Origin of the sequence: Aestuariimicrobium soli (genome assembly GCF_051192575.1) — a bacterium.
Taxonomy (GTDB): Bacteria; Actinomycetota; Actinomycetes; order Propionibacteriales; family Propionibacteriaceae; genus Aestuariimicrobium; species Aestuariimicrobium soli.
The window spans coordinates 16,024-36,276 of the sequence record NZ_JBPJSQ010000001.1 but is presented as its reverse complement, the minus strand read 5'-3'; the positions used below and the strand labels follow the sequence as shown (position 1 = coordinate 36,276).

Annotated in this window: 18 protein-coding genes and 1 pseudogene; 3 read left to right on the top strand and 16 right to left on the bottom strand. The window is 70.2% G+C overall.

From position 1 onward, the window contains the following. Positions 1–75: 75 nt before the first annotated feature. Together ACSDQ9_RS00160 and ACSDQ9_RS00155 are read left to right on the top strand one after the other, a co-directional pair. Positions 76–1,575: a TldD/PmbA family protein gene (locus tag ACSDQ9_RS00160; protein ID WP_435142390.1), complete on the top strand. Its 1,500-nt coding sequence runs from the start codon at positions 76–78 to the stop codon at positions 1,573–1,575. Continuing rightward, positions 1,575–3,002 (top strand): metallopeptidase TldD-related protein, encoded by a 1,428-nt coding sequence (locus ACSDQ9_RS00155; protein ID WP_435142388.1) that lies wholly within the window; start codon positions 1,575–1,577, stop codon positions 3,000–3,002. Before ACSDQ9_RS00160 ends, ACSDQ9_RS00155 begins: the two co-directional genes overlap by 1 nt. On the opposite strand, the gene ACSDQ9_RS00150 is transcribed toward ACSDQ9_RS00155, so the two are convergent. The 8 genes and pseudogenes from ACSDQ9_RS00150 to ACSDQ9_RS00115 all read right to left on the bottom strand — a co-directional run bounded on the left by ACSDQ9_RS00150 (position 2,996) and on the right by ACSDQ9_RS00115 (position 12,152). Beyond that, entirely contained in the window at positions 2,996–4,183 is a 1,188-nt protein-coding gene (locus tag ACSDQ9_RS00150) for an MFS transporter (RefSeq protein ID WP_435142386.1), read from the bottom strand. The two genes, ACSDQ9_RS00155 and ACSDQ9_RS00150, sit on opposite strands and share 7 nt — an antisense overlap. Continuing rightward, positions 4,180–4,845 (bottom strand): GntR family transcriptional regulator, encoded by a 666-nt coding sequence (locus ACSDQ9_RS00145; protein WP_435142385.1) that lies wholly within the window; start codon positions 4,843–4,845, stop codon positions 4,180–4,182. The genes ACSDQ9_RS00150 and ACSDQ9_RS00145 overlap by 4 nt, the downstream gene beginning before the upstream one ends. A 201-nt stretch (positions 4,846–5,046) precedes the next feature. Next, positions 5,047–7,836, bottom strand: coding sequence for a DEAD/DEAH box helicase (locus tag ACSDQ9_RS00140; protein ID WP_435142756.1), 2,790 nt, complete (start codon positions 7,834–7,836; stop codon positions 5,047–5,049). A gap of 8 nt (positions 7,837–7,844) precedes the next feature. Next, entirely contained in the window at positions 7,845–8,831 is a 987-nt protein-coding gene (locus ACSDQ9_RS00135) for a diacylglycerol/lipid kinase family protein (protein ID WP_435142383.1), read from the bottom strand. A 48-nt stretch (positions 8,832–8,879) separates the two neighbouring features. Further along, positions 8,880–9,755 (bottom strand): twin-arginine translocase subunit TatC, encoded by an 876-nt coding sequence (gene tatC, locus ACSDQ9_RS00130; protein ID WP_435142381.1) that lies wholly within the window; start codon positions 9,753–9,755, stop codon positions 8,880–8,882. Between the two features lie 116 nt (positions 9,756–9,871). After that, positions 9,872–10,078 (bottom strand): annotated as a pseudogene (gene tatA / locus ACSDQ9_RS00125) (twin-arginine translocase TatA/TatE family subunit); the annotation flags it as partial. Between the two features lie 131 nt (positions 10,079–10,209). Continuing rightward, the gene (locus ACSDQ9_RS00120) at positions 10,210–11,154 is read right to left on the bottom strand and encodes a helix-turn-helix transcriptional regulator (RefSeq protein ID WP_435142379.1); all 945 of its coding nucleotides are present in this window, start codon (positions 11,152–11,154) and stop codon (positions 10,210–10,212) included. After that, complete coding sequence (locus ACSDQ9_RS00115) at positions 11,151–12,152, bottom strand: helix-turn-helix transcriptional regulator (RefSeq protein WP_435142377.1); 1,002 nt, start codon at positions 12,150–12,152, stop codon at positions 11,151–11,153. Before ACSDQ9_RS00115 ends, ACSDQ9_RS00120 begins: the two co-directional genes overlap by 4 nt. A 49-nt stretch (positions 12,153–12,201) precedes the next feature. Between ACSDQ9_RS00115 and gluQRS the strand changes: the two genes are divergently transcribed. After that, the gene (gene gluQRS / locus ACSDQ9_RS00110; protein WP_435142376.1) at positions 12,202–13,062 is read left to right on the top strand and encodes a tRNA glutamyl-Q(34) synthetase GluQRS; all 861 of its coding nucleotides are present in this window, start codon (positions 12,202–12,204) and stop codon (positions 13,060–13,062) included. Positions 13,063–13,112: 50 nt separating this feature from the next. Here the strand turns inward: gluQRS and ACSDQ9_RS00105 are convergent, their stop codons facing one another. The 8 genes from ACSDQ9_RS00105 to xerD all read right to left on the bottom strand — a co-directional run bounded on the left by ACSDQ9_RS00105 (position 13,113) and on the right by xerD (position 20,248). Beyond that, positions 13,113–14,168 carry an FKBP-type peptidyl-prolyl cis-trans isomerase gene (locus ACSDQ9_RS00105; protein ID WP_435142375.1) on the bottom strand — a complete coding sequence of 352 codons (1,056 nt, stop codon included), beginning with the start codon at positions 14,166–14,168 and terminating at the stop codon, positions 13,113–13,115. A 58-nt stretch (positions 14,169–14,226) separates the two neighbouring features. Next, positions 14,227–15,687 (bottom strand): proteasome accessory factor PafA2 family protein, encoded by a 1,461-nt coding sequence (locus ACSDQ9_RS00100; RefSeq protein ID WP_435142373.1) that lies wholly within the window; start codon positions 15,685–15,687, stop codon positions 14,227–14,229. Between the two features lie 9 nt (positions 15,688–15,696). Continuing rightward, complete coding sequence (locus ACSDQ9_RS00095) at positions 15,697–16,479, bottom strand: pseudouridine synthase (RefSeq protein WP_435142371.1); 783 nt, start codon at positions 16,477–16,479, stop codon at positions 15,697–15,699. After that, positions 16,472–17,134, bottom strand: coding sequence for an SMC-Scp complex subunit ScpB (scpB, locus tag ACSDQ9_RS00090; protein WP_435142369.1), 663 nt, complete (start codon positions 17,132–17,134; stop codon positions 16,472–16,474). The genes ACSDQ9_RS00095 and scpB overlap by 8 nt, the downstream gene beginning before the upstream one ends. Beyond that, a complete protein-coding gene (locus ACSDQ9_RS00085) occupies positions 17,131–17,973 on the bottom strand; it encodes a segregation and condensation protein A (RefSeq protein ID WP_435142367.1) in 843 nt (280 codons plus the stop codon). The genes scpB and ACSDQ9_RS00085 overlap by 4 nt, the downstream gene beginning before the upstream one ends. After that, positions 17,970–18,323 carry a hypothetical protein gene (locus tag ACSDQ9_RS00080; protein ID WP_435142366.1) on the bottom strand — a complete coding sequence of 118 codons (354 nt, stop codon included), beginning with the start codon at positions 18,321–18,323 and terminating at the stop codon, positions 17,970–17,972. The genes ACSDQ9_RS00085 and ACSDQ9_RS00080 overlap by 4 nt, the downstream gene beginning before the upstream one ends. Next, positions 18,308–19,225, bottom strand: a complete 918-nt coding sequence (locus tag ACSDQ9_RS00075; RefSeq protein WP_435142365.1) for a ParA family protein — start codon at positions 19,223–19,225, stop codon at positions 18,308–18,310. Before ACSDQ9_RS00075 ends, ACSDQ9_RS00080 begins: the two co-directional genes overlap by 16 nt. A gap of 102 nt (positions 19,226–19,327) precedes the next feature. Beyond that, entirely contained in the window at positions 19,328–20,248 is a 921-nt protein-coding gene (xerD, locus tag ACSDQ9_RS00070; protein ID WP_435142363.1) for a site-specific tyrosine recombinase XerD, read from the bottom strand. Between the last annotated feature and the right edge of the window lie 5 nt (positions 20,249–20,253).

The following is a 20,253-nucleotide window of genomic DNA, read 5'->3' as shown; positions in this document are numbered from 1 at the left end:
GTCTGGTGCCCACCTCGGCGATGACCGCCACAAAGGTGCGGAAGTGAACCCCGGCCGCCCACTAGGTTGGTGCCCATGACCGAGCTCGACCCCACGTTCACCTCGCTCCCCCTCGACGCGCTGGCCGATGCCGCTCTCACCCGGGCCAAGGAGTTGGGTGCCAGCCACGCCGACGTGCGCATCGAACGCCACCGCACCGCCATCACTCGTCTGCGTGACGCCCGCCTGACCGGGTCGAGTGATTCGGTCGATCTGGGCCTGAGCATCAGGGTCATCCACCGCGGCTCGTGGGGATTCGCCGCCGGGATCACGCTCACCACCGAGGCCGCGCGCACCCTGGCCGAGCAGGCCGTGGCCATCGCCCAGGTGAGCGCGCCGCTCAACCCGCGCGAGGTCGACCTCGCCGACGAACCCGTGCACACGGGCACGTGGATCTCGGCCTACGACGTCAATCCGTTCGACGTGCCCGAGCGCGAGCGCCTCGCCCGCCTGCTCGAACTCTCGGAGGCGCTCGGTGGTCAGGCCGGAGTCAGCCACACCCAGTCGTCGCTGATGGCGGTGCAGGAGAACACCTTCTTCGCCAATCTGGCGGGCACCCGCACCCGCCAGCAGCGGGTGCGGGTGCACCCGGAGTTCACCGCCACCAACGTGTCCGATTCCGGCTTCTCGTCGATGCGGACGATCGCACCCCCCGCTGGCCGCGGCTGGGAATACCTCACCGGCACCGGATGGGACTTCGACGCCGAGATCGCCGGCATGGGTGAGCACCTGGCCGCCAACGTGCGCGCCGCGTCGGTGAAGGCCGGGCCGACCGACCTGGTGATCGACCCCAGCAACCTGTTCCTGACGATCCACGAATCGGTCGCCCACGGCACCGAGCTCGACCGGGCGCTGGGCTACGAGGCCGCCTACGCCGGCACCTCGTTCGCCACCTTCGACCAGTTGGGCACACTCCAATACGGCTCCGAGGTGATGAACGTCACCGGTGACCGGATCACCGAGCACGGGCTCGCGACCGTCGGCTGGGACGACGAGGGTGTGGCCGCCCAGTCCTTCGACATCATCCGCGACGGGGTGCTCGTCGGGTACCAGCTCAACCGGCAGATGGCGCTCGAGAAGGGCCTGGGACGATCCAACGGCTGCGCGTTCGCCGACTCGGCCGGGCACATTCCCCTGCAACGCATGCCCAACGTCTCGCTGCAGCCGGGCACCGACAACCTCAGCCTCGACGACCTGATCGGCCGGGTCGAGAACGGGCTCTACGTGGTCGGCGACAAGTCCTGGTCGATCGACATGCAGCGGTTCAACTTCCAGTTCACGGGGCAGCGCTTCCTGGTGATCAAGAACGGCAAGCTGACCGGCGAACAGGTGCGAGACGCCGCCTACCAGGGAACCACGACCGAGTTCTGGGGTTCGATGGAGGCCGTCGGCGGCCCCGACACCTACCTGCTGGCCGGGGCCTTCAACTGCGGCAAGGGCCAACCCGGCCAGGTCGCCGCCGTTTCCCACGGCGCGCCAGCCTGCCTCTTCCGAGGCGTCAACGTGCTGAACACCGTCGAGGAAGGACAGGCCTGATGACCACCACTCCCGCTCCCACCCCGTCGGACTGGATCGAGCAGGCCCTGACCGCCGCCGCGGACCTGCCCGGAGCCGAGGCCGGCTGCGTGGTGATCGTCCGCGAGACCACCAGCGCCAACCTGCGCTGGGCCAACAACGCGCTCACCACCAACGGCCAGATGCACACCCGCACCGCCCAAGTGGTGGCCCTGGCGAACCTCGCCGCCGGTGGCGTGGCCTCGGGCTGCCTCGACGCGCCGGTCACCTCGGCCGACGAGGTGGTCGCGCTCGTCCGCCGGGCCGCCGATCTGGCCGCCTCGGGCACCCCGGACGACGACGCCGCACCCCTGTTCGACGGCGGCCGCGATGACGACTTCACCGCTGCGGCCGCCCCTGGCGGCATCGCGGCGTTCACCGAGCTCGCCTCGGGGTTGGGTCGCTCGTTCGACGAGGCCGGCGACCATCACCTCTTCTTCGGCTTCGCCGAGCACGCCGTCACCACGGTCTGGCTGGGCAGCACCGCAGGCACGCGCCGGCGTGCGGTCGAGCGCATGGGTCGACTCGAACTGAACGCCAAGCACCCCGACCTGATCGGGTCGGCCTGGGTCGGACGAGCAACCCCCGACTTCACCGACATCGACATCGCGGCCCTGACGGCCGAGGTGCTGGAGCGACTGAGCTGGTGCGAGAACCGCATCGACCTTCCCGCCGGCCGCTACGAGACTATCCTGCCCGGCGGCGCCCTGGCAGATCTGCTGATCTACGCCTACTGGACGATGTCGGGCCGCGATGCCCGCGAGGGCAGCACCGTGTTCTCGGCGCCCGACGGCACCACCCGGGTCGGGGAACAGCTGGCGACGTTGCCGATCTCGATGTGGTCCGACCCGGCCGCGGCCAGGCTCGAGCGGGCCCCGTTCGCGATCACGGGCTCGTCCGAGGCTGGTCTGATGTCGGTGCACGACAACGGCGTGCCGGTCGGTCGGCAGACGTGGTTGGACGAGGGCCGACTGGCGACGCTGATCGAGACCAGGGCCGAGCTGGCCGCCACGGGTGCCGCGGGTGAGGATCGTCCGCTGCCGTGGCCGACCGACAACCTGATCGTCGACGCTGGCGGCACCGCGACCCTGGACGAGCTGGTGGCCTCGACCCAGCGGGGACTGCTGCTCACCTGCCTGTGGTACATCCGGGAGGTCGATCCCGAGACGCTGCTGCTCACCGGGCTGACCCGCGACGGCGTCTACCTCGTCGAGGACGGCAAGGTGACCGGCATGGTGAACAACTTCCGATGGAACGAGTCGCCGGTCGACCTATTGCGGCGCATCACCGAGGTGGGCGTGTCGGAACAGGTGCTCTGCCGTGAGTGGAATGACTGGTTCACGCTCACGCAGATGCCGCCGGTGAGGGTGCCGGGGTTCAACATGTCGACGGTCTCGAAGGCCTACTGAGGGGTCGAAGGCCCGCTGACCAGCAGCCAACACCCGCCGCAGACCACCGCGACGACCGCCAGCGAGGCCCCGTAGCCGACCCACGGCAGCAGGGCCGCCAGCAGGGTGGGCAGCAGGAACCCCGCGTAGGCCAGTGCGTAGTAGACCCCGGTCAAGCCCGCCAGATCGGTGGGTCCGGCGATGCGTTGGACGATGGTCAACCCCGCCACGACCGTGATGCCATAGGCGACCCCGAGAATCACGGCCACCGCGAGCGCGAAGGTCGGGCTGGCGATCACCGCCGCCACCACGGCCAGCACCATGCCCACCGTCATCAGCCCGAGCCCCACCAACAGAGCGCGCCCGCTGGTGGCCCGCTCGATGCGCCACACCGACGGCTGCACCAGCGCCCCTGAGCCCAGCGTCAGCACCGTCAGCACGGTGGCGTACAGGGTGTTCCACTGCCCCAGCTCCGACGACACGATCGCCGGCATGATCGCGTAGGCCACCCCGGCAGCCCCGAAGACCCACGGAGCCGCCGGCACCACCACCGTGGTGAACGTGCGATGCCCGGCGGCAGGCACGCGCAGGTCGCGCCACCAGGCCCCACTGGCCCGCCGTTGAGTGGAGAGGCTCTCGGGCGCCCTCACCACCCCGGCGATCGACACAACGCACAGTCCGAGGTGCACGAGGAACGGCAATCGGGTGGGGTCGGGAGCCCACTGCGCCAGGACGCCGGTGACCAGCGCCCCCAGGGTGAACCCGACCGTGAGGGTCAACGAGGGACGACGGGCCCCCGCGCCCACGCCGGCATCGTGCTCGAAGGGCGGGCTGGAGAGTTCCTTCATCCAGCTCGATCCGACGCTCATCGCCACGCCGACACCGACACCGGCGAGTGCCCGACCCAGGCAGAGCACCAGGAACGAGTGCAGTCCGACCGCCAGCAGCAGGTTCCCGACGGCGCTGGCCACCAGTCCCGCCAGCATGACGGGCCGTCGTCCGTGCTGGTCCGACAGGCTGGCCGCGACCAGCAGGCCAGGAATCAGCCCGAAGACGTAGGTGCCCAGAAGCAGGTTGGCCTGCCACGGGGCGTAGTGGCCGACCTGCTCGTAGAGGTGCAGCAGCGGTGTGAAGTGGTTGCCGCCCCAGGCCATCATGAACGCCGCCGGCGCGACGAACACCCACGGCTTCGGACGGCTCACCGGGCCTGTCCAGCCAGGCCGTGCCCGAAGGCGACGTGGCGCTCCAGCAACGTCTCGAAGGCGGACGAGTCGCCCGCCGCGACCAGCTCGGCGAGTCGCGCGTGCTCATCGCAGAAGACGGTGGCGGCACGGGGATTCCCGGTGACGGCGTGGTGGATCAGGCGGGCGAACCGCGGGCCCAGCGTCGCCATCAACTCGTCGACCACGGCATTGCCGCCCGCGCCGATGATGCCCAGATGGAAGGTCACGTCGAGGTCGGCGAAGGTCGAGATGTCGCCGCGCTCGAGGGCCTCGCGCTGGGCCGCCACCACCTCTGCCAGGCGGGTAACGAGGGCGGGGCGTTCGTCCGCCACGGTCTCGACGGCTCGGCACTCGACCATCACCCGCACGTCGAGCAGGTCCCGGCGCTCCTCGGGTGTGACGGTTGTCACGAGCGCCCCCTTCTTGGGCACGAGGCGAACCAGTCCCCAGCGAGACAACTGCACCATCGCCTCCCGCGCAGGAGTGCGGCTGGCCCCCCAGGGTTCGGCGATGCCGGCCTCGGTCACCCATTCCCCCGCACCCAGGCGGCCGTCGACGATCCGTTCGGCGGTGGCGGCGGCGATGCGGGCGGCGACCGGGCCGGTGTCGGGGGTCGCGTGCCAGGGCAGGAAGGAGTTCACGTGCTCATGCTAGCTGATGTATGCATCTACGCATACATCTATCCAGCCGGCCAACCCAAACACCGACCCCCGAACGCGACTTGGCTTCAGTTGTCGCACATGGCTTCGCTCCAGAACCGAAGCCAAGTGCCGCAACTGAAGCCAAGTCGGCTGGAGGTGGGCATGAGGGGCTGGCCAGGCGGGGGCGCGACTGAGGAAGCCTCAGTCCTCGTCGGGGTCGAACTCGATGACCCCGCGACGCATCAACTCCACGATCTGACGCGCCCGTCGGCGAACCTCGCCCGGGCCGGCAGCGTCGGCCACCTGTCCGGCCATGTCGATCACCTGCCGCACCCAGCGGACGAAGTCACCCGCCGGCAGGCCCGTGGCCTCGAGCACGTCGCCGAGCTCGGCCCCTCTGGCCCACGCATGCGCAGCCTCGGCAAAGCCGATGTCGGGGTCCTTGGCCCGGTCGAGCCGGTTGTCACGCTCCACCAACGAGACCCGACGCCAGACCTCCCGCACCCGGTGCTGGGCTGCCTCCGAGGCACGATCGGGCATCCGGGCAACCTTCGTGGCCTCCCGCCGTGACTCATACACCAGGGACGAGAGCACCGCGGCCAGCTGCGGCGCATCCAGATCGTCGAACACCGAGTCGCGCAGGCATTCCGCGGTCACCAGGTCGAGCTCGGAATAGATGCGCGCCAGCCGCTTGCCGTCGGCCGTGACCACGTCGGGGTCGTCCGCATCGAGGTAGCCCAGCGACGTGAGCACGGTGCAGATGCGGTCGAACTTCGCGGCAATGGTCGCCGTTCGCCTTGCGATCCGCGCCTCCGACGTGGCGAGATCGCGTTCCAGCCGCAGCGCCTGTTCGGCGTGGCGGGCGTGGGCCTCCCGCTCGGGGCACCCGTGGCAGGGGTGCTCCTTGAGCCGCAGCCGCAGCACGGCGATCTCCGCGGCGATCTCCTCGTCCCGCTCCGGCCGCACGCGCGGCGGCGGCACCGGCTCGAGCGTGCGCACCCGGTCGAGCAGCGCTGAGGCCAGCGCCTTGCGAGCCGAGGCGACGCGCGGGTCGAACTTCTTCGGGATCCGCACCTTGCCGACCGCGGTCGTGGGCTGCGGGAAGTCCTTGAGCGAGAGCCGGGTGAGCTCTCGTCCCTCGGTCATCACCAGCGGCGTCGGGTCGGACCCCTTGGCGCGCCCCGGGTCGACCACCACGGCCCAACCGGCGTGTCGCCCACCCGTGACCCAGATCAGGTCGCCGGACTCCAGCCGGAAGAGCGAGTCGACCGACTCGGCGCGCAGGTCGGTCTTCCGATTCCGCGCCGACTCGGATTCCAGCTGCCCGATCTGGTCGCGGATGCGCGCGTACTCCAGGAAGTCCCCCCGCTCGCAGGCCGCCGCCTCGAGGTGAGAGGTGATCTGCTGCTGGGTGCGCTCGACCTCGCGGGCGATCCCGACGACGTTGCGGTCGGTCTGGAACTGGGCGAAGCTCTGTTCGAGCAGCACCCTGGCCTTGGCCCGTCCGAGTCGACCCACCATGTTGACGGCCATGTTGTAGGTCGGCGAGAACGACGACCGCAGCGGGTACGTGCGCCGCGAGGCCAGACCGGCGACCGCCCGGGGGTCGAGCCCCGGCTGCCAGAGCACCACGGCATGGCCCTCGACATCGATGCCGCGGCGTCCGGCTCGTCCGGTCAACTGGGTGTACTCCCCCGGCGTGATGTCGACGTGGGCCTGTCCGTTGTACTTGACCAGCTTTTCGAGGACGACGGTGCGCGCCGGCATGTTGATGCCCAGGGCCAGGGTCTCGGTGGCGAAGACGACCTTGATCAGCCCGGCCGCGAATCCCTCCTCGACCACCGCCTTGAAGGCGGGCAGGATGCCGGCGTGGTGCGCCGCGATTCCCCGCGACAAGGCCTCGGCGAAGACGTCGAACTCCAGCGCCCGCAGGTCGTCGGCGGGCATGCCGCCCACGTGCCGCTCGCAGATCTCGCGCAGTTGTCGGGCCTCGCGCGCGCTGGTCAGCCGCACGTTCGAGTGCAGCAGCTGCCGCACTGCCGTGTCGCAGCCCTGTCTGGAGAAGATGAAACAGATGGCCGGCAACAGGTCGGCCGCCGCGAGCGCCTCGACCATGCCGTCGCGCCGGGGGGTGAGCCGGCGTTGCGAGTCGGACGAATGCCGCCCATGGGCCGCGCCACCGTAGGAGCCTGAGCCATAACCGGCCTGGCGTTTGCCCTTGCCGGAGCGGCCTCGAGGGCGACGGGAGTCGTCCCTGACGGCGCGCGCCTCCTGCTTGGAGACCGACAGCAGCTCGGGGTTGACCTCCGGCGGTCGGGCCGACGGCAGGGCCACCGCGGTGGGGGCGTCACCGTCGAACAGGTCGTGCAGGCGACGGCCCACCATCACGTGCTGGTACAGCGGCACCGGGCGACGCTCCGACAGCACCACGTCGACCCGCCCGCGCACTTCGTCGAGCCAGTCGCCGAACTCCTCGGCGTTCGAGACGGTCGCCGACAGCGACACCACCTGCACCGAGGGAGCCAGCCCGAGAATGACCTCTTCCCACACCGCTCCGCGGAAACGGTCGGCCAGGTAGTGCACCTCGTCCATCACCACATAGCCAAGGTTGGCCAGGGTGGGCGAGTCGGCGTAGATCATGTTGCGCAGCACCTCGGTGGTCATCACGACCACCTGCGCCTCGCCATTGATGCTGGTGTCGCCCGTGAGCAGGCCGACCCGCTCGGAGCCGTAGCGATCCTCGAGATCGTGGAACTTCTGGTTCGACAGCGCCTTGATCGGGGTGGTGTAGAAGCATTTGGTGCCGCGCTGCACCGCGCAGAACACCGCGAACTCCCCCACCACCGTCTTGCCCGCGCCGGTGGGTGCGGCGACCAGCACCCCGGCGCCCGCCTCCACCCGGGCGCACGCCTCGAGCTGGTACTCGTCCAGCTCGAAGTCGTAGTCGGCCACGAACTGGCTCAGCAGCGGCCCCCTGGCCACCTCGACCATGGGTTCTCTCACGCCCGTCTCCCCCCTGCGGAACCATCGGACGACGTGCCCGGCACGATCAGCCGGAGAGCCCCCTGCACGCTGCGCACGGCGACCGGGGTGCGCCCCAGCAGTTCGCCGTCACCGTCGGCGATCATCGAGGGCTCCGTGCGGATGCGCACCGACCGCGCCCGCAGCGTCTCGACGGCCGGGTGCTTGACGAAGCCGCCGTCATACATGCGCGGCAGCAACCTCAACAGCAGGCCCCGCGAGACGGGGTGCACGATGGTGACGTCGAGTTCGCCGTCGTGCAGGTCGGCGCGCGGCGCCACCTTCATGCCGCCACCGAAGTAGGCCCCGTTGCAGACGGTGGCGAACATCGCATCGAGAGTGCGGTGTTCGCCGTCGATCTCTAGCTCGTAGGCGATCGGCGAGAACCGCGCCAGTTCGCGCAGCGCGGTCACCCCGTAGGTGAGCCCTCCCAGCTTCAACGCGCTGTTCGACGCCCCCTGGCTGACCACCGCCTCGTAACCGGTGCACACCGAGCAGCCCACCCAGCGGCGCTCGGCCCGGTCGACCAGGTCGCCGGTGACCTCGTTGAGGTCGATGCTGTCGATGTGACGGGCGACGATGGTCTGGATCGCCCCCCGCAGGCTCACCGGCAGGCCGGCCGAGCGGCAGAAGTCGTTGCCGGTGCCCGCGGGAATGATGCCCAACGGCACGTCGCTGGTCGCGGCCGCGTTGACGCCCAGATGCGCCATGCCATCACCACCCATCACCACCAGGGTGTCGTGGGAGGGCCTTCCGTCGGACGAGGGCCGCGCCGCCGAGACGGCCTGGATCGTCCGCAGACGGGCATCGTCGAAACTGGTGGCCTGGTGCACGCGCAGGTGCATGTCGGGCAGGGCGGCGAGCAGCGACGCGCACACCTTGGGCAACACCCGCCCGGCGCGCCCGCGGCCCGCCTTCGGGTTCACCACCAAGGTGATCGTCGGGCCGTCGTAGCGGTTGAACACAGCTGAGATTGTTCCAGCATTTCCGGTGGCAGCGCGCCACCGGTGCGGTCAGTCGATCGAGATCTTCGACTCGTCGAGCACGACCTCGCCGGAGGCGGCGGCCTTCTCGGCGCGACGCCGGTCGTTCACCGTGCAGATGCCCACGCTGACGAAGAACATTGCGACCATCGGGATCGACAGGGCCAGCATCGAGAACGGGTCGACCGACGGGGTCGCGATGGCCCCGAACAGGAAGCAGCCGAAGATCGACAGGTTGCGGTACTTGTTCAGGGTGGCGGCCTTGAGCACACCCAGCATGTTCAGTGCGACCACGACGACCGGCAGCAGGAAGCTCAACCCGAAGACCAACAGCATGCGCATCAGGAAGGCCAGGAACTCCGAGAGCTCGTTCAGGTTCTGCACGCCAGCCGGGTTGAAGTTCATCAGCACGGCGAAACCCTTGGGGCTGATCCAGTAACCGAGGGCGACACCCGCCAGGAACAGCGGGATGGCCGCGCCCAGGAAGCGCACGGCGTACTTCTTCTCGTTGGCCAGCAGGCCAGGCAGGATGAACGCCCACAACTGGTAGAGCCAGATGGGGCAGCTGAGGATCAGGCCGGCGACGCCGCCGATCTTCAGCATGAGCATGAATCCGCCGGTGATGCCCTCGACGGTGAAGGACACGTTCGCGGCGTTCTCGGGATGGGCTGCCTTGTAGATGCGCTCGGCCTCGAAGGCGGGCTGCAGCATGAAGGCGAACAGGTACTTGTAGAAGGCCATCGACAGGCCCATCAGCACCACCACGCCGATGCCCGAGATCATCACGCGATAGCGGAACTCCTTGAGGTGGTCGACCAGCGCCATGGTGCCGTCCTCCGTCTTGGGAGGAGGCGTGAGCCAGCCAAGGTTGAGCTTGGGCTTCTTGGGCTCCGTGGTGGTCGTCATGGCGCGGTCGACGTCTCGTCAGGGAATCAGAACGGTCAGTTCTGCTTCGGCTGCTCGACCACCTCGGCGTCGACCACGGGGGCCTGCTGGGTGGTGGGAGCCTGGGTGGTGGGGGGCGTCACGACCTGATTGGCGGGGTCGAGCTCGGCCTTCTCGGATTCCTTCTTCTTGTCGGCGTCCCGCAGCCCCTGGGTCTCTTCCTTGAACTCCCGGATCGCGCGGCCGGTTCCCTTGCCGATGCCTGCGAGGCGGCTGCCACCGAACAGCAACAGGGCCACCACGAGGATGATCAGCAGTTCGGGCCATCCCAGTCCAAAGGGCATGTCAGTCTCTCTTCTTCCGGTGCGGCGGAGGCTCCGCTGCACTCTTGGTTCATGCTACGTCGGGGGAACAACGGCCGCTCCCCCGGCACGCCTGCACGTTACACGGGTGTGACCAACGCGACGACCGCCGTTCAGCCGATCGCGTCGTAGAGGTCGAGCCCGGTCCGCGCCGTCTCGCGCGCAGCCACGGCCGCCTCGGGCGGGTCGACGACCTCCACACCGTTACCCAACTGCAACAGTCGCAGGGCAAGCCAGCCCTCGTCCACCACCTGGAAGGTGGCCCGCACGCGGCCGTCGTCCAAGGCGGTGACGTCGTCGACGGGGTCGTACTCGGTCACCCACCGCGCCCGAGGGGCCAAGGTCAGGGTGACCTGGTGGCCCTGGTCGGCCGAGAACCAGCCCGACCCGAGCTCCGGCAACGGCCCGTGCTCGCCGATCGGTTCGTCCCGGGTGACCACCTCGACGATGCGGTCGAGCCGGTAGGTGCGCCAGTCGTCCCGATCGATCGAGAACCCACGCAGGTAGGCGAAACCGTCGCGCACGACCACCTCGACCGGATCGACCTCGGGAGTGCTGGTGGCGCCGCGACTGAGCCCGTCATAGCTCAGGCTGACGCGTCGTCCGGCCGCGATCGCGTCGGCCAGGGCCGCCCGAATCTGGTCGGAACCCGACGAGAGCTGCACCGCCACCGCCCCGGACCCGCCCGAGACGGCCTCCATCTTCGCCAGCGTGCTGGCTACCACGGCCTGCTGTTCCGTCGGGACGATCGGCTGCAGGGCGACCAGGGCGACCCGCAGGGCCATCGCCTCACCCTGGTGGAAGCGCTGCGGGCGGCGCACGTCCTGACCGTTGAGCACGACGATCGGCTCGCCCTCCTCGATGGCCTCCATGTTGAAGTCGAACTGCTGGCCCGGCTGATTGTTGGGCCCGCAGAACCAGAGCACCTTCAGGTCCCTGATGATCTGGGCCTCGGTGGTGCCGTAGTGCTCGGCCACTTCGGCAGCCGTCACCCCGGGGTTGGCCTGCACGTAGGGCACGAGGGTCAGCAGCCGCCCCAGCTGGTCGGTGGATTTCATCGGACGACCTCCCGCTCGGTCTGGTGGGTGCCCGGTTCGACCCCGGCATCGGCGAGGGCGCGCAGGTGGTCGACCACGGCCCGGCGAAGGTCGGCCGGTTGCAGCACCACCGCATGCGCGCACACCGAGGCGGCCTCCCCCACCATGTCGCTGTGCCGGTTGTAGGGCACCCGCCAGCACGCGAACCCTGCGGGCAGCGGCACCGGCGACTCGACCCGCTGCCCACGGCGGGTGAACCTGGGCGCGTGGCCCTCGCGGACCGCCAGCAGGGCCACATCCGTGTCTTCGCCCGGCGCCAGCGAGGCCAGCGCCTGCTGGGGGTCGTGGTCGGCCGGCACCGTGTAGGCCTCGGGGCGGCCCACGGCCTTCGGCGGCGAGGAGATGCGCGCCACCTTGAAGCAGCGGGTGGCCCCCCGGGTCTGGTCGTGGCCGATCAGGTACCAGGACCCGTTGCGGTACGGCAGAGACCAGCCCTCGACCCGGCGCGGCTCCGCGCCGCCGCGGTAGGTGAACTCGACCACCTGGCGGCTGGTGACGGCGTCGAACAACGCCTCAAAACTGGGCTCGCGCGCGCCGAGCACCGGCCGGAACGGCAGGCCCGACGTGCCCGGCTCGATGCGGGCCCCGGCGGCGCGCAGCTTGGCCAGCGCCATCACCGTGGGGCCCGAGGCACCGGTCTCGTCCCACACGTGGGCGGCCACGCCGAGCACGGCGGCCTCCTCCTCGGTGAACTCCACCGGTGGCAGCTCGTAGTCGGAGCGCTCCATCAGGTAGCTGTCGGGGGTCGACCACTCGTCGGTGCCCTTCAGGGTGCGAATCTCGATGCCGAGGGCCCGCAGGTCGTCCTTGTCTCGCTCGAAGGTGCGTTCCAGGCCGCTGCCGCTCAACTCGGCGTAGCCGTCGACCCCGGCGAAGATCTCGCGCTTGGTCAGCGGTCGCCCGCTCGACAGCAACAGGAACGCCAGGTTGACCAGCCGTTCCGACTTCTTCGCCGACATGCTCCCGAGCCTCCGTACGCGTGCGTGACCTGCACGAGACACTACCGGGGTGAGTGGTCGATTCGCGCCCAGCCCCACCGCCGAGTTGCACCTGGGCAATGTGCGCACGGCCGTGTTGTCGCAGCGGTTCGCGGACGAGGCCGGTCTCCAGCACCTGATTCGCGTGGAAGACCTCGACCAGCAGCGGGTGGCGGCGGCCCGCGGTGTGGCCGAGCGGCAGTTGGCCGACCTGGCGGCGTTCGGGGTGCGCTCCGATGCCGACGTGGTGTGGCAGTCCGATCGCCTCGACCTCTACCGGGACGCGCTCGCGCGGGTGGAGACCTATCCCTGCTTCTGCAGCCGACGCGACATCGCCGAGGCGTCCCAGGCCCCCCATGACGGCTTCCGCGCCTACCCGGGAACCTGCTCGCGCCTCACCGAGGCCGAGCGCGCCTGGCGGGCCCGGGATCGTCCGGCGGCCCTGCGCGTGCGAGCCGACGGGGCCACGCACACCGTGCACGACCGGTTCGCGGGGGCCGTGACCGGCATCGTCGACGACTTCGTGGTGGAGCGCAACGACGGCACGCCCGCCTACAACCTGGCCGTGGTGGTCGACGACGGGCTGCAGGGCGTCACCCAGGTGACCCGCGGCCGCGACCTGCTCGACTCGGCGCCCAGGCAGGCGTGGCTGGCAACCCGGCTGGGGTTCGCTCAGCCCAGCTACGTGCACGTGGGGCTCGCGGTCAACGCCGACGGGCGTCGGCTCGCGAAGCGCGACGGGGCGGTGACGCTGGGGCAGCTCGTCGAGACCGGACGAGCGCCGGATCGCCCCGCCGCCGTCGAGCTGGTGCGCGGCTGGATCGAACCGACCCTGGCCGATCCGGCCGCGGACTGGACGGTGCTACCCCAGGTGAGCTCCCCCCAGACCTGACCGGCTCACTGGCAATCGGCTCACTGGCAGTCGGCTCACTGGCAGTCGGCTCACTGGGAGGCTGATGCGAACAGGATGTCGATCACGTAGACCAGCGTGGCCCCGGCGGGCACCGACGGGGTGGCGTTGCCCTTGGGGTAGGCGTCGGCCGGCACGGCAACCACCATCACCCGCGAGCCGACGGTCTTGCCGACCAGTTGGCTCTTCCAGGCGGGGATCAGGCTCGACAGCGGGCCCGAGGCGGCGCCGGTCGACCAGGTCTGGGCGACGACGTCGCCGGTGTCCCAGTTGACGCAGGTGTACTGCACCTGCACGGCGTCGGTGGCGGCGACGGCTCGACCGGCGCCCTTGATGAGCACGGCGCTGGTGGTCTTGTCGGGCTTGGCGGCCGAGCCGATGGTGATCGTGGGGGCCTTGTCGCCATTGTCGGTGACGGTGGGGAACCCGGCGGGGGCGGTGGCGGTGCCGGTCACCTTCGCCAACGACGTGCCGAGGATGTCGACGACGAAGACCAGCGCGTCGCCCTTCTCGATGCCGATGTCGGGGTTGCCGTCGGCGTAGCCGTCCTTGGAGGGCATCAGGATGAGCACCCGGTCGCCGACCTTCTTGCCCTCGAGGCCCTTCTGGAAGCCGGCCACGACCTGCCCCAGCGAGAACGAGGCGGCCGCGCCCTTGCTGAACGACTCGTCGAAGCTCTTGCCGGTGCGGGCATTCAGGCCGACGTAGTGCACCTCGACCAGGCCGTCCTTGGCGACGGTGGCGCCCGTGCCCGCCACCAACGCCTTCGACTGGGTCTCGGCCGAGGTCAGCGGCCACGGCGCGAGCACGGCGGGCAGCTTGCCGAAGGCTCCGTTGACCTTGATGGCGTCGAGATTGGCCAGCACCGTGGGCTTCACGGTTGGCGTGGCGCTCGCCGAGCCCGTCGGGGTGGAGCTCGCGGAACCGGTCGGCACGACGGAGGCGCCACTGGGAGCCGGGTCGGCGGACGAGTCGGAACAGCCCGCCAACGCCCCGGCGGCGGCGGCCAGCGAGGACAGCCCCACGGTTCGCCGGGAGATGAGGCTGCGTCGGACGGTCGAGGAGGCAGTCAGTTCGGGTCGGTGCACCCGGCCAGCGTACCGGGCCGGATCGCCCGCCCCGTAACGCGGGGCGTTCGGGTGTGGCTCAGGAGATCGTGAACGTCGAGGAGCGTCCGGCGCGCGGTTCGCTCGCCATGCGGTCGATCAGTCGCTCGACTCGTGGGTCCTCGGCCGCCAGCGGATCGGGGCAGATCACGTTGCCCTGGTCGAGGTCACGGCAGTTGAAGCTCATCCAGTCGACGGTGTGGCTGCGCTCATGACGCTGGGCCGCGCTGATCAGCGCACCCCGCAGGTGGGCCCGGGTGGTCGAGGGCGGACGATCCACCGCCGCGTCGATGACGCCGGCCTCGACCCGGGTGGCGACCTGCCCGGCCTCCTCGAGTCGCCCGAACAGCCCCTGCCCGGGCCGAATGTCGTGGAAGGCGAGGTCGAGCTGGGCCGACCGCGCGGGGTCGGGGGCGCCGCCCCGGCGTTGGCGATCGCGGGTCAGCAGGCGCAGCTTGATGGCCCAGTCGATGTCGTGGTGGATCAGGTCGAGGCGACCGTCGGCCACGGCCGTGATCACCCGACGCCAGTCGTCGACGGCGCGGACGAGCCAGGCCTCGTCCGCGGTGTACCGCTCGGCAACCGCCAGACAGTCCTCGAGCAGGGCGAGGGGGCTGGCGGTGCCGCCGTCGGCGAGGTCGAGGCTCACCCGGCCGGTCAGGTCGCGGGCGGTGTCACGGATGGCCTGGCCGGGATCGGCCAGGGCGAGCGACGCGAAGTGGTGACCCTCTTCGACGGCGCGCACCATCAGTTCGGTGGCGGCGACCCGCAGCGCCAGCGTCGGCTGCGCGAGGTTCGAGTCGCCGACGATCACGTGCAGCCGACGGTGCACCTGCGGATCGGCATGCGGTTCGTCCCGGGTGTTGATCATCGGGCGCGACCGGGTGGTGGTCGACGACAACGGGTCCCACATGTGGGCGGCCCGTTGACTCAGCCAGAACTCGCCGGCCGCCTCACCCGAGCGGACGAAGGTACCCGCCCCGCACAGCAACTGGCGCACCACCAGGAACGGGGTCAGTGCGGCCGAGAACGCCCGCAGGGTGGTGTCGCGCCGCACCTGGTAGTTCTCGTGGCTGCCGTAGGAGTTGCCGTGCGAATCAAGGTTGTTCTTGAACAACCGCACCCGGCCGACCACGCCCTCAGCTGCCATCATCGCGAGCGCCCGGTCGGCCAACCGGTTCATCACGGCATCGCCGGCCCGGTCGTGGGCCACCAGGTCGTCGATCCGGTCGCACTCGGCGGTGGCGTACTCGGGATGCGACCCGACGTCGAGATACATCCGCCCGCCGTTGCGCAGGAACACGTTGGTGGTGGCGTTCACCGTCGTCACCGGCCGGAACAGCTGCCGGGCGGCCTCGTCGGCCCCCAGCCGTCGCCAGCCAGCGAGCTCGGCGGTGGGTGCCTGCTGTACCTCGACCTGCAGGCCGTACTCGGTCTCGAGCCCGCGCACGCGCCGCGGCATGAAGCCGCAGCCCGTCGTGTTCGGCTCAGCCGACCCCATGCACGACCCTCACATCTCGACGAGGTCGAGCAGCCCACCGAGTTCGTCGCGGCTCAGGTCACGCATCTCACCCTGCCGCAGGCTGCCCAGACGCACGGGCCCGATGGCCTGACGCGAGAGCTTGATCACCGGGTGACCCACCGAATCCATCATGCGGCGCACGATGCGGTTGCGACCCTCGTGCAGGGTGATCGCCACCAGCGACCGCGACTCGGCGCGACTGACCAGCTTCACCCGATCGGGCTTGACCGGGCCGTCGTCCAGCCGCAGCCCCTTCTCGAGGCGGCGCAGCACCTTGTTGTCGAGCAGTCCCTCGACCTCGGCGAGATAGGTCTTGGGCACGTGGTACTTCGGGTGCGCCATGCGGTGGGCGAACTCACCGTCGTTGGTCAGCAGGATGAGGCCCTCGGTGTCGGTGTCGAGTCGGCCGACGTGGAACAGCCGCTCGTGGCGACGCTTCTCGCCCAGGTAGTCACTCAGGGACGGGCGGCCCTCGGGGTCGTCCATCGTCGAGACGACGCCGCGCGGCTTGTTGAACACCAGGTATTGGTGCCGCCGGGGCGGTGGGATGCGGGCTCCGTCGACGCGAATGGTGTCGCGTTCGGGATTGACGCGGGTGCCGAGCTCGACCACCACCTGCCCGTTGACCTCGACGCGCCCGTCGCTGATCAGCTCCTCGGAGGCGCGCCGGGAGGCGATGCCGGCCTGGGCGAGCACCTTCTGCAGGCGGATCTCCTGCTCGGTCTCGTCCGGCTCCCCGGCCGTGTCGATCGGCGGGTCTGTCTCAGTCATCACTGTCTCCCGTGGGGGTCTCAAGGGTGTCGGCACCAGTGTCCTCGGGGTACACCGCTCGCGCCAACTCCTCCTCCAACGCGCTGGCGTCGGGCAGGTGCGGTGCCAGTTCCGGCAGGTCGGCCAACGACTCCAGCCCCATGCGTTCGGCGAAGTGGTCGGTGGTGGTGAGCAGTCCCGCACCGCGCTGCCCCGACTCGCCGGTCGGGGCGGCCTCGGCGACCAGTCCCCGGGCGAGCAGGGTGCGCACGACCCCGTCGACGTTCACCCCACGGACGGCCGAGACCCGGGAGCGCGCGATGGGTTGCAGGTAGGCGATCACGGCCAGCGTCTCGAGAGCGGCCTGCGAGAGCCGCGAATGCTGCCCCTCGAGCACCCAGGCGCTGATCAGGTCGGCATGCTCGGCGCGGGTCCAGAACCGCCAGCCCCCGGCCAGCCGACGCAGGTCGATCCCCCGCCGGTGCTCGTCGTAGAAGGCGGCGATCTCGAGCAGGGTGCGTTCGACGTCGTCGACGGGTGCCTGGGTGGCCTCGGCGAGTTCGGTCGCGGTCATGGCCTCGGTGGCCATCAGCAGCAGCGCCTCGAGGGCGCCGGTCAGGCCTTCACTCTTCTGGGCCTCACCGTCGTGGGCTCCGGGGTCGGTGGTCTCGCTCATGGCGTCTCCTCGGTCGCGGGCGGCTGGTCGAACTCGTCGGAGATCTCGAGGGTGGATTCCTCGTCCCCCGTCCAGCGGATGGTCAACTCCCCCAGCGCGGTCAACTGCTCGAAGGCGATCACGTGCTCGCGGAACAACTCCAGGAGCGACAGGAATCTGGCGACCGTGGTCAGCCGGTCGGCGTCGGCGACCAGTTCCCGGAAGGTCAGCACCCTCTTGGCACGCAATCGGGCGACGACCAACTGGGCCTGCTCCTGCACGCTGACGGTGTTCTGGTGCAGGTGTTCGAGCCCGACCGTGGCGGCTGGCACGGGGGTGAGGGCGCGGGCGGCGGCCTCGGCGAGTCGCTCAGGGCTGGGTAACGTCACCTCGGGCAGCAGGGCGGCGAAGCGCGGCTCCAATCCACCCGGACGAGCGAACCGTCGCGCCTGCTCCCCCAGCCGGTCTGCGAACAGGGCCGAGACGATCTTGAACGCCCGGTACTGCAGGAGTCGGGCGAACAGCAGGTCGCGGGCCTCGAGCAGGGCCAGGTCTTCCTCGTCGTCGACCTCACCCTGGGGCAGCAGGCGCGCGGCCTTGAGGTCGAGCAGGGTGGCGGCCACCAGCAGGAACGAGCTGGTCTGCTCCAGATCCCATCCCTTGCCGCCCGCCTTGACGTGGGCGATGAACTCATCGGTGACCCTCGACAGGGCGACCTCGGTGACGTCGAGCTTGTGCTTGCTGATCAACTGCAGCAGCAGGTCGAAGGGCCCCTCGAAGTTGTCCAGGTGCAGCGTGAAACCACCGGTGCTGAGGGTCTCGTCGGCGACCGGCTGCCCGACTGCCGCTGCGGGGCTCATTCGCCGGCCAGTCGCCTGACCAGCTCGGAGTCGGCGCCGTCGGCGGCGAGGCCACTCAGGGCCATGGCGATGGCGGTGCGCACCAGCTTGCCGCGGTCGGCCACCACGCCCTGCGCACGCAGGTCGAGCCGCGCCCGCTCGAGGGCGATCAGTTCGTCCGATGACACGTAGACGGTGATCTTCTCGTCGTGGCGCACGCGCCCCGTCGCTGCCGGAGCGGCCCCGGTGGGCCCGGTGGGCTCGGTGGGCTGGGACGGTTCCGCGTCCGGTGTGGTGCGCGACCGACGGGGTCGTGGGTCGGTGGGGCGGAACAGTTCGTTCGCCCCGGGCAGGTTCACGCGCCGGGGCATCGGGCGAGCACCTCGCGGGCCAGGGAACGGTAGGCCGTCGCGCCGGGCGACGACGAGGCATAGGTGGTGATCGGTTCGCCGGCGACGGTGGTCTCGGGGAACTTCACGGTGCGCCGGATGACGGTGTGGAAGACCTTGTCGCCGAAGGCGTCGACGACGCGCTCGAGCACCTCGCGACTGTGCAGGGTGCGGGCGTCGTACATGGTGCCGACGATGCCCAGGATGTCGAGGTCGGGGTTGAGGCGGTCCTGCACCTTGCCGATGGTGTCGGTCAGCAGGGCCACGCCGCGCAGCGCGAAGAACTCACACTCCAGCGGAATGATGGCCTTGTCGGAGGCGGTCAGCGCGTTCACGGTGAGCAGACCCAGCGACGGCGCGCAGTCGATGAGAATGATGTCGTAGTCGGGCTTGGCCTTCTCGAGCACCCGCAGCAGGGTCTGCTCGCGGGCCACCTCACTGACCAGCTGCACCTCGGCCGCCGACAGGTCGATGTTCGACGGCAGAATGTCGAGACCCTCGACGGTGGTGGGCTGAATGACGTCATGAATGTCGAGCCGGCGAGACATCAACAGGTTGTAGATGCTGGTCTCGAGCGTGTGCGGGTTGACCCCGAGCCCCACCGACAACGATCCCTGCGGGTCGAAGTCGACCAGCAGCACCCGACGACCGGTCTCGACGAGCGCCGCGCCCAGATTGATGGTGGTGGTGGTCTTGCCGACCCCGCCCTTCTGGTTGGTCATGGCGATCACCAGCGCCTGCCCGCCGGCACGCTCGGGAGCGCTCACCTCGGGCAGGGTTGGCCAGGGACGACCCGTGGGCCCCATCTCGCCGGCCGACACCTGCTCGGACTCGAGCCCGGTCGTCGGCTGCTGGACGGTGAACAACGCTTCGGAGTCGCTCAACCTCGTCACCTCTCTGTCAGACGTCAGTGGGGCCCGCCGGCCGGTGGCACCTCGGGACCTGATCAGCGCGAGCCTAGCCGTGATGAGGCGCGCTCGCTCGGCTCAGCCGCGCGGATGCGCCGTCCGGTGCACCTCGCGCAGGTGGTCGACGGTGACCATCGTGTAGATCTGCGTGGTCGTCACCGAGGCGTGGCCGAGCAGTTCCTGCACCACCCGCACGTCGGCTCCCCCGTCGAGCAGATGGGTGGCGAAGGAGTGGCGCAGCGAGTGCGGGCTCACCTCGATGCCCAGTTTCGCGGACGAGGCGTGTCGCTGTAGCACGGCCCACGCAGACTGGCGCGACACCCTCGCTCCCCGGCTGTTCAGCAGCAACGCCGGGCTGGGCGTCGCCGCTTTCGCCGACCAGACCGGACGACCCCGCACCAGCCACGCCTCGACGGCCCGGCGGGCGTACTGCCCCAGCGGCACCACCCGTTCCTTGCTGCCCTTGCCGAACAGGCGCAGCCCGTTGGCGGGGTCGGCGAGGGTGCGCTGCACGTCGTCGACGTCGAGTCCGCACACCTCCGAGATGCGCGCCCCGGTGCCGTAGAGCAGCTCGAGCAGGGCGGCATCGCGCAGGCCGTCGACCTCGGCGGTGTCGGGCTGGTCGAGCAGGCGCTGCACCTGGTCGATGGTCAGCGCCTTGGGCAGGCGTCGTCCCAGCCGCGGCGGCGCGACGTCGGCGGCCGGGTTGTCGGTGGTGATGCCGTCGGCGACCCCGAACGCGTGCAGCGTGCGGACGGCGACCACGGATCGTCCGACCGAGGCGGGCGCCAACGGCTGACGGCCGCCGTGCCCGTCGGCCAGGGCGCGGGCGAACTCGCTGACATCAGTCGCAGTGATCTCGTCGGGAGCCGCGATACCGCGCTCGGCGAGGAAGGTCAGATACCGCTCGAGGTCGCGGCGGTAGCTGGTGAGGGTGTTGGCCGACAGGCCCCGCTCGACCCGCAGGTGGTCGAGGTACCCCCGCACGAACCGGGTCAACGCGG